This is a genomic window from Streptomonospora mangrovi, from assembly GCF_027604915.1.
In the GTDB taxonomy this organism is placed as follows: Bacteria; Actinomycetota; Actinomycetes; order Streptosporangiales; family Streptosporangiaceae; genus Streptomonospora; species Streptomonospora mangrovi.
This window is the reverse complement of record NZ_JAJAQC010000053.1, coordinates 20,147-35,792: the sequence shown is the minus strand read 5'-3', so window position 1 is coordinate 35,792 and position 15,646 is coordinate 20,147. Positions and strand designations below refer to the sequence as shown.

General features: G+C 73.4%; 11 protein-coding genes. 3 read left to right on the top strand and 8 right to left on the bottom strand.

Annotation, left to right across the window (positions count from 1 at the left end):
- Positions 1 to 59 precede the first annotated feature (59 nt).
- Positions 60 to 473 carry a (deoxy)nucleoside triphosphate pyrophosphohydrolase gene (locus LG943_RS23570; RefSeq protein ID WP_270074545.1) on the bottom strand — a complete coding sequence of 138 codons (414 nt, stop codon included), beginning with the start codon at positions 471 to 473 and terminating at the stop codon, positions 60 to 62.
- A gap of 114 nt (positions 474 to 587) precedes the next feature.
- On the opposite strand from LG943_RS23570, the gene LG943_RS23565 reads away from it, so the two are divergent.
- Positions 588 to 1,997 carry a DUF5685 family protein gene (locus LG943_RS23565; RefSeq protein ID WP_270074544.1) on the top strand — a complete coding sequence of 470 codons (1,410 nt, stop codon included), beginning with the start codon at positions 588 to 590 and terminating at the stop codon, positions 1,995 to 1,997.
- A 54-nt stretch (positions 1,998 to 2,051) separates the two neighbouring features.
- Here the strand turns inward: LG943_RS23565 and LG943_RS23560 are convergent, their stop codons facing one another.
- Both LG943_RS23560 and recD2 read right to left on the bottom strand, forming a co-directional pair.
- Positions 2,052 to 2,342: a hypothetical protein gene (locus LG943_RS23560; protein WP_270074543.1), complete on the bottom strand. Its 291-nt coding sequence runs from the start codon at positions 2,340 to 2,342 to the stop codon at positions 2,052 to 2,054.
- Positions 2,343 to 3,424: 1,082 nt separating this feature from the next.
- Positions 3,425 to 5,671, bottom strand: a complete 2,247-nt coding sequence (recD2, locus tag LG943_RS23555; RefSeq protein WP_270074542.1) for an SF1B family DNA helicase RecD2 — start codon at positions 5,669 to 5,671, stop codon at positions 3,425 to 3,427.
- A gap of 394 nt (positions 5,672 to 6,065) precedes the next feature.
- Here recD2 and LG943_RS23550 point away from each other — a divergent pair, with 394 nt between their 5' ends.
- A complete protein-coding gene (locus tag LG943_RS23550; protein WP_270074541.1) occupies positions 6,066 to 7,112 on the top strand; it encodes a serine/threonine-protein kinase in 1,047 nt (348 codons plus the stop codon).
- 30 nt (positions 7,113 to 7,142) lie between these two features.
- Positions 7,143 to 7,790, top strand: coding sequence for a hypothetical protein (locus tag LG943_RS23545; RefSeq protein WP_270074540.1), 648 nt, complete (start codon positions 7,143 to 7,145; stop codon positions 7,788 to 7,790).
- Between the two features lie 102 nt (positions 7,791 to 7,892).
- On the opposite strand, the gene LG943_RS23540 is transcribed toward LG943_RS23545, so the two are convergent.
- From LG943_RS23540 to LG943_RS23520, 5 genes are all read right to left on the bottom strand, one after another.
- Entirely contained in the window at positions 7,893 to 8,654 is a 762-nt protein-coding gene (locus LG943_RS23540; RefSeq protein ID WP_270074539.1) for a hypothetical protein, read from the bottom strand.
- 38 nt (positions 8,655 to 8,692) lie between these two features.
- Positions 8,693 to 9,886, bottom strand: a complete 1,194-nt coding sequence (locus LG943_RS23535) for a C40 family peptidase (RefSeq protein WP_408648642.1) — start codon at positions 9,884 to 9,886, stop codon at positions 8,693 to 8,695.
- Positions 9,886 to 10,539: a hypothetical protein gene (locus LG943_RS23530; RefSeq protein WP_270074538.1), complete on the bottom strand. Its 654-nt coding sequence runs from the start codon at positions 10,537 to 10,539 to the stop codon at positions 9,886 to 9,888. The genes LG943_RS23535 and LG943_RS23530 overlap by 1 nt, the downstream gene beginning before the upstream one ends.
- A gap of 88 nt (positions 10,540 to 10,627) precedes the next feature.
- Entirely contained in the window at positions 10,628 to 13,033 is a 2,406-nt protein-coding gene (locus tag LG943_RS23525) for a conjugal transfer protein TrbL (RefSeq protein WP_333486431.1), read from the bottom strand.
- Positions 13,030 to 15,540 carry an ATP-binding protein gene (locus LG943_RS23520; protein WP_270074537.1) on the bottom strand — a complete coding sequence of 837 codons (2,511 nt, stop codon included), beginning with the start codon at positions 15,538 to 15,540 and terminating at the stop codon, positions 13,030 to 13,032. The genes LG943_RS23525 and LG943_RS23520 overlap by 4 nt, the downstream gene beginning before the upstream one ends.
- Positions 15,541 to 15,646 lie beyond the last annotated feature (106 nt).

Here is a 15,646-nt window from a genome sequence, read left to right as displayed (position 1 = left end):
AGACGTGCGCCGCACCCGGTGCCGGCCACGGGGGCCGCATCCCCGGCGGCGCCGGGGTTTCAGGCGCCCAGGTGCGGGCGGATCCGCTCCAGGAACGGCCGGTCGGCGGGCAGCCAGTCGACGTCGGCGAGGGCGGCGGCGCGCAGCCAGCGCAGCGCCAGGTGCTCGCGCGCCTCGGGCTCGGGCTGGCCGTCGGGCAGGTCGGCCAGCCACACCCGCAGCACGGCGGGCGGGCCGCCGGGGCGCGGGGGGAACGCGACGTCCTCGCCGATGCGGCGCAGCGGGCGGATGGTCACGCCCAGCTCCTCCTCGCACTCGCGGACGAGGGCGGCGGTGTCGGTCTCGCCGGGGTCGACCTTGCCGCCGGGCAGCTCCCAGCGCCCGCGCGCGGCGGCCGGGTGGGCGCGCTGGGCGGCCAGCACGGCGCCGTCGCGCACGATGGCGGCGCCCACGACGATCTGGGTCTCACTCACGGGCCAACGGTAGCGGCGCGGTCTTGGCGGCGGGGGCGGCGGGGCGGGAACCCGCGGCCAGGGTGCCGCGTCAAAGACGCGTTCACGCCCCTGATCTGCGAGGAGTGTTCCGCGGTGTTCGGAATCCTGCGCCCCTGCCGGCACACCCTGCCGGGGGACCTGGCCCGCGACTGGATGTCGCACATGTGCGGGCTGTGCCTGGCGCTGCGCGACGACCACGGCCAACTGGCCCGGGTGGCCACCAACTACGACGGCCTGGTCATCTCGGTGCTGACCTCGGCGCAGGCGCCGCGCGCGGCGATGCGGGCGGCCGGGCCGTGCCCGCTGCGGGGGATGCGGCGGGCCGACGTCGCCGAGGGCGAGGGCGCGCGGCTGGCGGCGTCGGTGTCGCTGCTGCTGGCGGCGGCCAAGGTGGACGACCACGTGGGCGACGGCGACGGCGCCTACGCGCGGCCCCCGGTGCGGGCGGTGGCGCGGCGGGTGGCGGGCCGCTGGCAGCGCCAGGCGCGCTCGTCGGGGTCGGGGCTGGGGTTCGACGGCGGCGCGCTGGTGGCCGCGCTGGAGCGCCAGGCCGAGGCGGAGTCGGCGGCCGAGTCCTCCGGCGCGATCCTGACCGCCACCGGGCCCACGGAGTTCGCCACGGGCGAGGCGTTCGCGCACACGGCGGTGCTGGCGGGGCGGCCGGGCAACGAGGCGCCGCTGCGCGAGGCGGGGCGGCTGTTCGGGCGGATCGCGCACCTGCTCGACGCGGTGGAGGACCAGGAGGAGGACCGCGCGTCCGGGGCGTGGAACCCGATCACGGCCACCGGCACCGGGGCGGCGGAGGTGCGGCGGCTGTGCGACGACGCGGTGCTGGGGGTGCGGCTGGCGCTGGAGGAGGCGGAGTTCACCGACGACCGGCTGGTGCACGCGCTGCTGGTGGACGAACTGGCGCGGTCGGTGGCGCGGACGTTCGCGCGGGCGGGCCACCCGGGCGGCGGGCACCCGCACGGGCCCGGCCACGGGCACGGGCACGGGCCGGGGCACGCGCACGCGCACGGCGCGCCGGGCGCCGGATACATCGGGGGCGACGGACACATACACGGGCAGCCGCAGGACCCGTGGGGGAACGGCGAGGGGCCGGGGCATCCGCACGGGCACGGGCACGGCGGGCCGGGCGACGCCCACGGCGGCGGGGCGCAGGGCGGCGGCTCGGGCGGAGGGGGTCGCGGGGGCCGCGGCGGCGGGCGCCGACGGCGGCGGCGCGGCGACCACGACCAGGGCGGCTGCGTGTGCTGCTGCAACTGCGAGACGCCCAAGATCAAGCGCCCGCCCCAGCCCCGGGGGCTGCTGGCCGGGTGCGCCGTGGCCCTGTTCATGTGCTGCACCTGCCAGCAGTGCTGCCGCGACCCGCACCCAGGACCGTGGTCGGGCAAGCCGGAGGAGGCGTGGTGCGACGGCTGCGCCGACGTCTGCGAGGGGTGCGGCGAGTGCTGCCGGTGCTGCAACGTGTGCGAAGACTGCGACTGCGGGTGCGACTGCTAGGAGCCGGCCGGGGCCGGACGCGCGGCGGGGCGGCGCGGGGTCAGGCGGCGCGCGTCAGGCGGCCGCCGCCGCGAGCGGGCGGTCGGCCGCGCCCAGGAGGCGGGCCGCGCCGTCGGGGTCGGCGGCGGGGTGGGTGACCTGGGCGCCGGAGGAGTCGCGCCAGCGGAACTGGCCGCCCCAGCACCACACGGTGAGTCCGGCCCGCAGGGAGAGCACCGCCACCCGGCCGCGGTCGCCCGTGTACATGCGCTGCCACCCGGCGGCCGTGAGGCGGCCGTGCAGCAGGTGGACGGCCTGAGCGGGCGTCACCGGCACCGAGCCGGTGATCGTGGAGAGCGTACCCACGGACGCGAGCCTTTCCAGACGGCACCTGCGGGCGGCACCAGGGCGGCGCTGCCCGCGTCTGCATTTGGTGCGGCGTGCGGATCAACCGCCGCCAGCGACGCTAATCCCCAGTTTCGGGCCTGCGCAAACAATTACCTTCAATTCAGTCACGACCCGATCACAACGTCACCGGCCGGTTACGGTCGCGGCCGCAGGGGTTCCCCCGCGGCGGCGACCGTATGCGGCGTGCCCGGAACCGTCCGCCGCTCCCGGAGGGTGGGAGAGTGCACCGGTTCGGGCCGGATCCGCGTGGCGGGCGTGGTCTGCGCCACGGCCCTAGCGCGCCGCGCACCCGCGGGGAGCGGGGCCGGGGGACGCGCCCGCAGCCCTCGGGCGCCGGCGCGGAGCCGGCGCCCGAGGTGGCCGACGCTCTCCGGGGGGAGTGGAAAGAGCGTCAGCGTCCAGGGAGGCTGCGTGTGCGGTCCACCGGATCACCCGGCGGTCCCGCGCGGATGGGCTCCGCGCGAGGACCGCGCCGGTGCGCGGTGGTCTGAAGCGGACCCGGGGGCGGGAGATCCCGCCGTGCGGCTCAGGACCCTGTGGAGGGCGCACGGGCGATACGACGACTCGGCCGTCGGATTCCCGTCCGGTTTCCGCTTCATAAAGCTGAGCCTATTCACCTCGGGGCGCCCGCGGGGCGGAAACTCGAAAAACCGCGGCCCGGCGGTGGAGAACGGACCGGGAACCGCCGCCGCGCGCCACATGCCCACCCGAGGAGGCGGGTCCGTACCTTCTCGGGGGACGGCGGTCCCGGCCCGGCCGGAAGCGCCCGGAAGGCCCGGACACGCCCGGCACGCGGGCGCATGCGCCGGGAGAGGGGGAGCGGCGCCGCGCCCGTACCACCCACGGTACGGGACGGCCGCGCGGAATTCCTATGTTCGGTCGCACGAATCTTCCCGTTCTGTTGGCTTATATGATCAGGCCGACTGCGGGGCATTACCGCATAGGCGCGAAATGGTTCACCGGCGCGTTGCTTCGAGCGGGTTTTACCGGTTTATGCGGTGTGCGGCGGGGCGCGTCGAATCGGTGGTTCGGGGCGGAAGTCAAAAATCGGCGAGGCGGTGCGCGAGTGCCGTGTGCCGCCGCCCGGCGGTGGCGTTGCGCACGGCCTGGGCCAGCGCGCGGCGCGAGCCGACCAGCACCACCAGCTTCTTGGCGCGCGTGATGGCGGTGTAGAGCAGGTTGCGCTGGAGCATCATCCAGGCACTGGTGGTGATGGGAATCACAACGGCGGGGTACTCGCTGCCCTGCGAGCGGTGCACCGTCACCGCGTAGGCGTGCACCAGCTCGTCCAGCTCGGCGAAGTCGTAGGAGACGTCCTCGTCCTCGTCGGTGCGCACCGCGACCGCCTGCTCCACGGTGTCGATCCCGGTGATCACCCCGAGCGTGCCGTTGAAGACGCCGTTGGCGCCCTTGTCGTAGTTGTTGCGGATCTGGGTGACCTTGTCGCCGACGCGGAAGGTGCGCCCGCCGAACCGGCGCTCGGGTGTGCCCTCGCGCGCGGGGGTCAGCGCCTCCTGCAACAGGGCGTTGAGGTTGCCCGCCCCGGCCGGGCCCCGGTGCATGGGCGCCAGCACCTGGACGTCGCGGCGGGGGTCCAGGCCGAACCGGCGCGGGATGCGGTTGGCCACCACGTCGACGGTGAGTTCGGCGGTGGCCTCGGGGTCGTCGCTGGGAAACAGGAAGAAGTCGGTCATACCCGCGAGTTCGGGCGGCTGCCCGGTGTTGACCCGGTGGGCGTTGGTGACCACGCCCGACTGCTGGGCCTGGCGGAAGACGTGGGTGAGCCGCACGCTGGGCAGCGGGGAGCGGTCGTCCAGCAGGTCGCGCAGTACCTGCCCGGCGCCGACCGAGGGGAGCTGGTCGACGTCGCCCACCAGCAGCAGGTGCGCGCCCGGCGGGACCGCCTTGGCCAGCTTGTTGGCCAGCAGCAGGTCCAGCATGGACGCCTCGTCGACCACCAGCAGGTCGCAGTCGAGGGGGCGGTCGCGGTCGTAGGAGGCGTCGCCGCCGGGCTTGAGTTCCAGGAGCCGGTGCACGGTGGAGGCGTCGTGGCCGGTCAGCTCGGTCATGCGCTTGGCGGCCCGGCCGGTGGGAGCGGCCAGGATGATCTTGGCGCGCTTGGCGGCGGCCAGGGTGATGATGGAGGCGACCGTGAAGGACTTGCCGCAGCCGGGGCCGCCGGTGAGGACGGCCACCTTGCGGGTGAGCGCGAGCCGGACGGCCTGCTCCTGCTCGGGGGCCAGCGACGCGCCGGTGCGCTCGCCCAGCCACTTCAGCGCGACGTCCCAGTCGACGTCGGCGAAGGCGGGCAGGCGGTCCTCGGGGGTGGCGAGCAGCCCGCGCAACTGGGCGGCCAGCGCGGACTCGGCCCGGTGGAAGGGCACGAGGTAGACGGCGGTGACGGGCTCGCCGTCGGGGCCGGGGACCTTCTCGGTCACGACGCCCTCCTCGGCCACCAGGGTGGCCAGGCACTCGATGACCAGCCCGGAGTCGACCTGGAGGATCTTCACGGCCTCGGCGATCAGCCGCTCCTCGGGGAGGTAGCAGTGGCCCTCGGAGGTGGACTCCGACAGGGTGAACTGGATCCCGGCCATGACGCGCTGGGGGCTGTCGTGGGGGATGCCGACGGCCTGGGCGATGGTGTCGGCGGTCTTGAAGCCGATGCCCCAGACGTCGGCGGCCAGCCGGTAGGGCTCGGTGCGCACCACGTCGATGGCGGAGTCGCCGTACTTCTTGTAGATCCGCACGGCCAGCGAGGTGGAGACCTCGATGCCTTGGAGGAAGACCATGACCTCCTTGATGGCCTTCTGCTCCTCCCAGGCGTCGGCGATCAGCCGCGTGCGCTTGGGGCCGAGGTTGGGGACCTCGATGAGGCGTTCGGGGGTGTGCTCGATCACGTCCAGCGCCTCGACGCCGAAGAAGTCCACGATCCGCTCGGCCAGGCGCGGCCCGATGCCCTTGACCAGCCCCGAGCCCAGGTAGCGGCGCACGCCCTGCACGGTCGCGGGCAGGACGGTGGTGTAGTTCTCGACCATGAACTGCCGGCCGTACTGCGGGTGGGAGCCCCACCGGCCCTCCATCCGCAGCGACTCCCCCGGCTGCGCGCCCAGCAGCGCGCCGACGACGGTGGTCAGCTCCCCGCCGCCGCTTCCGCGACCGCTGTCGACCTTGGCCACGGTGTAGCCGGTCTCCTCGTTGGAGAAGGTGATGCGCTCCAGCACCCCCTCCAGCACCGCCGGCCGAAACCCGCCCGAGCCACCCTCGCGCCGCCCAGACCCCTGCCCCATGTCCCCCTCCTTCCGCACCGCCGACATCCCCATCATGCCGCCCACCCCCGACCGCCCGCCGCCCCGGCGAAGCCCCTGTGGATAACCGGAAAGGAGCAGAGCCGCACCGCCGGAAGCCCCGCAACCCACCGCCCCCTGGGCCGCGCGCCATACCTCCCTCACCCTCCCCTCGGCTGGGACGGCATCACGCCCACACCACGAGCGGCACTGTGGAAGGACCCGGCCCACCCCATAGACTTCTCACCGCCGCCGCGGGCACCGTCGCCGGCGCCGCGCGCGGCCGCCACCGCCCGCCGAGTCCCTGGACGGCCCTGATGCCCCTCCCCCACCGCCGTTCAGCCGCGCCGGTCCCGCCGCCCGGTGCCATCGCGACCATGGCTGCCGTGGTGACGGCGTGAAGGCGCGGGGAATCCGCCGGCTGCACCGGCTGCTGCCCGACGACCCCACCCACGTCGGCGGGTACGAACTGGTCGGGCGTATCGGCTCGGGGGGCATGGGCACCGTCTACGCGGCGACCATCCCGGGCGTGCGCGGATACCTCGCGGTCAAGGTCATCACCGAGGAGCACGCCACCACCCCCGAGTTCCGCCGCCAGTTCGCCCACGAGGCCCGCCTCCTGGCCCGGGTCAACAGCCCGTGCGTGGCGCGGTTCGTCCAGGCGGACGTGGAGGCGCCCCTCCCCTGGCTCGCCACGGAGTACGTGCCGGGACCCACCGTGCGCCACCACGTGGAGCGGCACGGCCCGCTGCGCGGCGGCATGCTCTGGGGCCTGGCCGCCGGAGCCGCCGAGGCGCTGCGGGCGGTGCACTCGGTCGGCATCGTGCACCGCGACCTCAAACCGAGCAACGTGGTGATCGCGCCCTCGGGGCCCAAGATCCTCGACTTCGGGATCGCCCGGCCCACCACGCCCGAGGACCCCACCCGCTGGATGCGCGTCCGCCGCTTCCGCCGCCGCGTGCGCACGCTGCGCCTGCCCGAACCCGCCGACCTGCCCGACGACCCGGAGGTGTCGGCGGTCCCGGCCGACCGGGTGGGCACCCCGGGGTGGATCAGCCCGGAGCAGTACCGGGGGCAACCGGCCACCGACCGCTCCGACGTCTTCCTGTGGGGGTGCCTGGTGGCGTTCGCCGCCGCCGCGCACGACCCGTTCGGCCACGGCCACCCCAAGGAGATGGCCCGCCGCGTGCTGCGCGAGGAACCCGACCTCGACCGCCTGCCCCCGCGCCTGGAGCCCCTGGTGCTCGCGGCGATGTCCAAGGACCCGGCAAACCGCCCCACCGCGACCGACCTCCTCACGGAGTCCCTCGCCGCCGCCGGTCACCCCGGCCCACCCCACACGCCGGCGCTACGCGCCCTCCTCACCACCAAGTGGACCGAGGTAGCCGTCCGCCTCCCCGACCCCCCACGCCAACCGGTGCTCCGCCTCTGGCCGCCCCGCTGACCGGGAAACCTGCCGCCCGCGCCTTACTCCGTGGCCCCTTCGCCCCCGGCCCCGTGCCGGACCACCCCGCGCTCCCCGCAGGACGCCGGGCGGCGCGCCGCCAGCCGCCTGGTCGGCGCCCGGCTCACCATCCCCCGCTCCAGCGCCGACTCGCACAGCCGCGAACTGGTGCCCTGCCCGCTGCACCCGGCCATGTCCCGCAGCGTGCGCCCCACCCCCGTCAACCACAGGGGCGCCCGCCGCACCACGTCGCAGTCCGACACCCGCAACCGGTGGATCCGCACGCCCGGAGCCACCCCCCGCAGCCCGGCACGGCCCCCACCCGACCGGGACCGCCCCCGCAGCGCGACGTCCACCGTGCGCCCGTCCCACTCCGGCAGCCCCTCCAGCCCCCACAACCGGGCGGCGGTGTCCCGACACGCGAACGCCCCGGGCGCCAACGCCAACTGCGCCGCCATGACGGCCCGCTTCAACGGCGACCCCAACGCCCCGTACCCGGCGACCCGGTACACCCCCCAGTGCAGCGTCCGCGCCCACATCCCCCGCCGCAACCGCACCGCGACATCCCGAGCCCCCAACCCCGCCCGCCGCGCCTGCGCCGCACTGACCAACCCGAACTGCCCAGCGGCGAACAACGCCACCGCCTCATCGCCCTGGCAGGGCAAGGAATTCCCCTGAAACATGCCCCCACCCTCCCCCACCCCCACCCGCCCCGCCACCGAAATCACCAGCCTGTGGATAACTTCAACCGCAGGCGCCCAGGAACGGACGGCGGCCCGGTCAGCGGTCAGGCAGCAGGTGGTGGAGTTCCTGGTCGATGGCGGTCAGCGCGGGATCGGCCTCGACCTCGAAGTCGGCCCGCGTCATGCCGTCGGCCTGCTCCTCGGGCCGCAGGACGAGTTCGCAGACCGCGCCCTTCTTGCGCATGACCACCGCGTAGGCGGGCGGTTCCACACCGCTTCCCGGCGCGTACAGGGCCGTGGCGGCATCGCCCCAGGTGGACTTCCCGGGAGACGCCTGGGCACCGGCCAGTTCCGTCCGGAGGCGCTGCTCGGCCGAGGCCATCTCCTCCTCCGCTCGGGCCGCCACCGACGTGCTCCCGGAGGACTCGACGTAGGCCGTGTAGGAAAGCTCCAGCCGCCAGTCCGTGAGGCCGTCCGGAGAGACGAGCCAGGAGCACTCGTCCTCGACGGTCCGGAAGTCCGGGTCGGGGGCGGGCTCCATGGTGGCCGAGTCCGGCGGGGTACCGCCGTCGTCCTGGCGGCGGGGGTACAGGTCAGTCGTCAGCACGTCCTGCTCCAGGACGGCGCACAGGTCGAGCAGCCCGGGGCTCATGGACTCCCGGGGTTCGCGGGTCGGAATGCTCTGCGGCCCCTCGGGAGCCGCCGCGGAGCCGACCGTGGAGGCCACCAGGCGCAGGCCGCCCACGATGACCGCCATCACCAGCACCGCAGCGGTGGTACCGCACCCGAACATCAGCAGGAAGGCGCGCCACCCGTGGACGCCCTGCTTGGCGCGCCGTGTTCTCGTCGTCTCGGGCATGCTTGTTCCTCAACCTCAGGGGGCGGGGCAGGAAGAGGCTACTTGTTCCGCTCGGTCAACTGCGCCTGCACATCAGGGTGCTCCAGGGGACGGGTGAACCCGATGATCTCGGCGCGGCCCTCGGCGCTGTAGTCGGCCGTGGCGATGGGACCGCAGTTGGTGCACCGCGCCTCCACCATCAGGCCGTCGCCGATGACCATCCCGACGTGCCCGGGCCCGGGCGGCTCGCCGGGAGTGTGCACGTCGAAGAAGACGAGGTCGCCTGGCTGCTCCTCTCCGGCGGGCACCCGTGGGCCGAACTCCCACTGGTCCTGTGAGACCCGGGGCAAGGAGACGCCAATGCTCTGGTATGCCTGCATCACCAGACCGGAGCAGTCGAAGGAGCTGGGACCGACGGCGCCGTAGACGTAGGGCTTGCCCCGCTGGTCCATGGCCCAGTCCACGACCGCCTGGGTGAGTTCGTCCGGAGCCTGCGCGATCGGCACGCCGTCGGCGTTGACCTCGCAGTTGACGGCCACCTCGGTGGAGGAAGCTGTGTCGAATTCGCCGTCGGCGTAGGTCTCCGCCCAGTCCAGCACGTCCTCGACGTACCACCAGGCGTGGTTGTAGCCGAAGATGGCCTGCCGCAGGTCGTCCTCGGCACCGTGGGCCAGCAGGTAGTCGGCCGCCGCCGGGATGGCGTCCGCCGGGTCGTAGACGCTGACCACGCCGTCGTCGTTGCCGTCCTGGCCGTACCCCTCCTCGGGCCGGTCCTCGGTGTCCATGACGGGTTCTCCGCCCCAACTGTTGCCGGCGGCGGAGCCGTCGAGCGCCCCGAACTGCATCGGCCCCGCGGCGCCCCAGTCGTTGTGGCCCTCGGTGATTCCGGGCCCCTCCCATCGACCGTGCTTGCTCTCGACCTGTCCGATACCGGCGAGGACGTTCCAGGGGACCCCCTTCTCCTCCCCCACGCTCCGGTAGATCTCCAGGTAGTTCTCGGGAATGGAGTCCTCGGCATACCCGCTGCTCCCGGCCTGCTGGACCACACCGTCCGAGGTGCACTGCAAGCCGCCCACAGCCGTGAGGATGCCGGGGCTCGTGGCGACGCCGGCGACGACCGCCACCATCAGCGCGGCCATGAGCGCGGCTGCCAGTCCCATGCCGAGGGCCACCCGCGTGGTGAGGGAGCCCCGGTCGGCCGTGCCCTGGGCGAGGGCCGGGGGTGCCGCCGGGTTCAGGGGATCGGTTCGCATCAGCGGTCTCCGAGGTTTCCGGCGTCGGCCGGCTGGAAGTCGAACACCCGCCATTCGCCGCCGTCCTCCATGACCGTCACGGAGTACTCACCGAGGTCTTCTGTGGCGCCGCCCTCTCCCTCGGTGATGGACTGGACGGTCAGCACGAAGACGATCGACCGGTCGTCGAAGCTGCGCACGGACTCGACGTTGGCGCGGCCCTCCGCGACCGCCTCCTGCTCCCGCATCTCCTGCCAGTGCGCCCCCGCGCCCGAACTCTGCGCGAGAGTCTGCGCGTACTCCTCGGTCGCCAACTCCTCCATCGACTGGAAATAGGCTTCGGGGGACTCGGAGTAGTCGATGGTCCCGTACGCCTCGGCGAATCCCTGCGCGGTGGCGGCGGCCGCCTTGAACTCGTCCTCTGTGAAGGGGAACCAGTCGAGTACCCGCATGTCCTCGGCGGCCGTGGCGGGAATCGGGCTCGGCGCGACCGCGGCGGGCTGGTCGGTGTCCTGGCCCCGCTCCGCGCCGGTGGACCCGTTCGGGTCGGTCGCGGAGTCGGAGCCGCCGCCCGGGATCCCGGCCACGCTCAGGTAGATCCCGCAGGCGACGAGGGCAACGACAAGCGCACCGAAAACCAACCGCTGCTGACCTTCGGAAAGCGACTTGGGCATGGGCGGAATGTCCTACATCGTGTCGGGCCGACGCGGTCGGGAAGCGGTGTCCGCTTCGGGGGACGACGCCGGAGGGCCGGTACGGGTGTCAGTCTTCGTCACGGAGCCAGAAGGGGACGTCGCGGCGGGTCTCGCGGCGGCGCAGGTTCTCCGACCCCGTCCAGAAGGGAGCGATGGGCGCGTCGTTGTTCCGGCGGCCGGATCCGGTGATCCAGTTGTCGCCGTCCCGGCGCTCCGCACTGGGCGCCGGGCGCTGGGCTCGCGGCGGGGGCGCCGCACGGCCCTGGCGCTCGCGCGGGCCGCCCCAGCGGGAACCGCGGGCCGCGCTGCCCTGCGCGGGTGTGGCTGAACGCCCGCGGAAGATGCCCTGACCGCTGCTGGGAGCGGGCCTCTCGGTCGGTTCGGCGGCATCGCCGTTGCTGCGGGGAGCGGCCGCGGCACGCTGCCCGCTGCCCGAACCGGTACCGAAGACCGAGGCCCAGCCGGTGTCGCCGGTGCCGGTGTAGCCGCCTGAGGGACGGGGCGGAATCGAGCCGCCACCGCCGCCCGCCGACCGGGAACCGGCCAGCCCGCCGGAGGCCGCCGCGCTGAGGCGCGGCGCCTCGTCGGAACTGCGACCGGTGGAGACCTTCGGCTGCGAGCGGTTCGGCTCGCCCTGCGCCCGTTCACGCAGCGGCAGCGGCGGCGGCGCCGCGTTTCCGCGTACCCGGCCGTAGCCCACGGTGCCTCGCGCCCGCCCGGCTTCCCCGCGCACCCGGCCGCCGTCGCCGTCGGCCGTGTCGCCTGCCACGGCCGCGCCGCCTCGGACGGTGTCACCCGACTCGGCGCCGAGGGCACCGCCCGCCGCACCCGCTGCCGGAACGGCGGCCGCGGCGGCCGCCAGTTGCGGAGCCCGGTTGAGACCCCACTTCTGCGCCCGCATGTAGGCCACCGGCGGCAGGATGTTCGCGCTCGCGCTCAGGGCGTTGCTGGAGACGGCGTCGCTGACCATCCGCGAGGTGAACGTGTTGGCGTTGACGGACTGGAACAGGTGCGCGAACGGCTTGCGGTACACGAACAGGGCCAGGGTGAACAGGGCCAGCAGGATCATTTGCAGGCCCCACCCGAGGGAGGAGCCGATGATCATGCCGTAGCACAGCACCAGCACGGAGATCAGCAGCACGATGAACACCTGCTTGAGCAGCAGCCCGAGCAGCATCTCGAACCAGCGCAGCAGTACCGTGCGCCCGTACCCCGGATGGATACCGATCAGCAGGAACACCGGTGAGAAGAGGAGGAGCAGGAGGAAGCCGATCTTGAGCACGATCAGCGCGACCGAGCCGGCGAGGATGAGCCCGCCCGCGAAGATCGAGGCGAACAGGGCGAGCGTCGCGACACCGAGTCGGCTGCCCTGCTGCTCGCCTTCGAACAACGGGTAGATCTGCGGATAGTTCGACTCGATCTCCGAGGCGATCTGCTCGTACTGGTTCTGCTTCTCCTGGGCGAGTTCGGCCGCGTCCACGTCACCGTCGAGGATCTGCTGCTGCTCCACCCGGCTGAACCCCTGGGCCTGGAGCAGCGCGAGCCCGTGCTCGCGCTCGGCGGTGTTGGAGCCGGCCACCGAGCCGAATTCCCCGGCGATCCACGGCTGGCAGACCAGCCCGGACCACAGCATCTGCGAGTTCTTCCGGATCGCGAAGTCGTTCTGGCTTTCCCACTCGGCCTTCTGGACCTCCTCGGCGCCACGAGGGCAGGTCTGGGCGGCACCGGGCGGGGTGACCCGCGAGATGGAACTGTTCACCAACTGGCTGCCGGAGTTCACGATGGTGCCCGCGTACCCCAGGATCTGCATCGGGTTGACCAGGATCCAGATGCCCAGCGCGGTGGCGACCACCATCCACGCGGCGCTTTCGAGCGTGAGGGTCACGCGCTTGCGGACCAGGCCGTACCAGCCCAGCCACACGGCGCCCAGGATGATGACGGTCGGCAGCAGGGGTCGCCAGACACCCTCGCGCAACTGCGTGACGATGTCGGCCACCATGCGGTTGAAGCTTTCCAGCAGTTCGTCGGAGAGCGCCGCCTGGTACACCGTGATGGTCGACTGGTTGATGGTCTTCGACAGGTCCCAGGCCGTGTTGCTCAGCGTGGCGACGGCGGCGGAGCCCATCTTGTCGACGCAGGACTCGCGGATGACGTGCCACTGCTGGCCGGCCGTGCCGTACTGCCCATACAGGCTGGAGTCGGGGGGCAGGCCGTCAGGCGACTCGGCGGCGGTGTCGGCCGCCTGCGGCGGCACCAGGAGGCCGTCGGCTCCGCTGCCGGCGGCCTCGGGTTGGGGGGCCGGTTCTCCCTCGCACACGGGGGCGGCTTGGGCGCTGCTGAGGGGGGTCAGCAGGAAGGCCGCCATGAGCAGGGTCATGACGAGGCCGCGGGTGAGGCGGCGTCGGCGCGGGCGGGCGGCGGGCGGCGGGGTGGGGGTGTCCGCGGGCGCGCCGGTGGGATGCGTGAACGTCACTGGTGGTGCCCCGTCCTCGTGGTGCCTCCCGCGCTGCCCGTGCCAACGAGGGCGCCGGGGCCGGCGGTGTCGTCTTCGGCGGTCTCGGGTCGTTGCCGGGTGGGGTTGGTGTCCAGCCACGCCAGTAGCTCCTCGGACACCAGGTCGACGGCGATGCGCCCCGCGCGGCCGTCGAGGTCTCGGAAGATGCACTCGCCGTTGCCGAGGTTGCGGAGCATCGCCTGGTGCTCCTCGGACGGGTCGACTCCCAGCAGCGCCATCACGCTCTCCACCTCGAACCGCTCACTGGAGCGGAACGCGAACACGCTGGAGAGGCAGTTGGTGACCTGCTCGTTGAGGAGGTCACCGGCGTTCTGGCTGACCAGGATGAGGGCGGTGTTGCGCGAGCGGCCCATCCGCGACACCTCCGGCACGAGCTTGGCGCCCTCCGGGGTGGAGGTCACCGCCCACGCCTCGTCGAGGAAGATGGCCTTGGGCAGGTGGCGGTCGATGCCGTTCATCAGCCGCCGCGCGAACTGGCTCACCAGGTAGAGCAGGGCGACGCTCAGCCGCTGCTCGTAGGAGTAGTCGTCGCGCTGGATGGTGGAGTCGGGCAGGGTGAGCCCGCCCAGCGTGAACACGGTGGTCCAGCCCTCCGTGTCGATCTGGGTCTGGCCCTGGGGGTCGAAGCACAGCCCCGCCAGCCGCATCTCCGACATCGAGCGCAGCACCGCCCCCAGGTTGCGCGACGCCGCGTCGTCGGAGTCCTCCAGATAGGCGACGACCTTGGCCAGGCTGGGCCGCGGCTGGTTGGCCACCGCCGCCACCGCCTGGATCATGGCCGACTCCCGCTCCTCGCTCATGCGGGGCAGCAGCAGCCGCAGGGTCTCGGTGGCCATGGTCTTCTGGGTGGAGAGGTCGTCGCCGAAGGAGAACGGGTCGAGCAGTCCGGGCTCGGCCGAGGCCATCGACATGATCCTCGCCTTGCGGCCGCGCCGTTGCAGCAGTCGGACCAGCGACTCCGCGTCGCCCTTGGGGTCGATGGCCGCCACGGTGACCCCGCGCAGCGCCAACTGGTAGATCAGCAGCAGCGCCAGCGTGGTCTTGCCGCCGCCGGGTTCGCCGGTGATCGCGATCGCGGTGGGCCGGTTGCGGGCCGCCGCCACCATCGGGTCGAAGTGCACGATGGAGCGCGCCCGTCCCAGGGTCTCGCCGATGTAGGGGCCGGTCCAGCCGGCGCCGCTGGAGTCGCGGCGGTCGCCGAGGTCGATGGTGGCCGTGGGCATGCCCCCGGCGATGGTGCGCAGCGGCTGGCGCTGGGCGTAGGCGTTGAGCCGGATCCGGTCGCCCGGCAGCGACTCCGAGAACAGCGCGAACTGGTCGCCGGTGGAGTTGACGACGTCGATGCCGATGTCGCGGTAGTGCTCCACCACCGCCTCCACCCGCTGCACCAGCAGGTCCTCGGTGGGCGCCGACACCATCAGCCGGTGCCAGCCGTACACGAACGGCAGCCGCTCCTTGGTGATGCCGTGCTCGAGCATGCGCGCGGCGTCGATCTGCTCGGCGAGCGCGATGGGCGCGGGCACCCCCGCCTCGCGGATGTGGGCGTCCATGTCGCGGGCGTGGGCGAGCTTGCGCCCGACGTCCTTGCTGGCCTTGGCCGGCGGGATCAACTTCAGCCGCAGCGAGATCTCGACGGGGAACGGCAGCGCGTCGGCGTAGTGTAGCCACGGCTCGCCGTCGGGGAACGGCATGAGGTCGGGGAACCGCGAGAACGACAGGTGCGCGATGTAGGTGGATCCGGTGGGCTGGTCCAGCCGCAGCAGCGACCGCCCGTTGTGGATCACGCCCTCGACCAACTGCTCGATCTCGCCCCGGCCCCAGGTGCGCCGGCCCGCCGCCGAGCGGCGGTCCTCCTCGATGGTGCCGGTGACCGCGTGGCGCACCAGCCAGGCGATCTCGTCGGAGGTGGCGTGGCGGGCGTGCAGGGAGCTGGCGGCCAGCGCCCGGCCCAGGCGTTCGGCCTGGTCGGTCCAGCGGGCGATCTCCTTGGGGTCGATCGCGTCGTCCTCCATGCCCAGGATCTGCTCGCCGCGCTGGTAGGCCGACAGGAACTGGGCGAACACGCTCTGCGACAACTGGCCGCGCACCCCGCCGCGCAGGCCCAGCCGGACTCCCAGGTAGACCTCCTTGGTCCAGAAGTCCTTGGCCCAGACGTGCCGGTACATCTCGTCGAGGTAGTCGTACCACCCCGGCCCGGAGTCGGAGGTGCCGTCGAGCCGGGTGGCCCACTCCGCCGCCGGGTAGGTGCGGTGGGCCACGCGCAGGTGGACCTCGGCGTCGTTCATCCGGATGGCGGCCAGCGCGATGGTGATGTTGGTGGCGAGCGCCTCGCGCTCCTCCGGCGTGGCGAACTCGTAGGAGACCGTCGGCAGCCGGAAGTACGCCCAGGCGTCGGCTTCGCTGAGCAGGATGCGGTCGTCGAAGTAGCGGACCGAAAGGCGGGTTCCGCCTCTGCTGCCGATCATCGAGTGGCCTCCCGGATGCTGTCGTGTGCGGCGTGGTGGGGTGTGCGGTGCGGGGGCCGCCGCGCGGACACCGCGGCCGCGGGCCGGCCCCCGGCCGTGGGGGTGC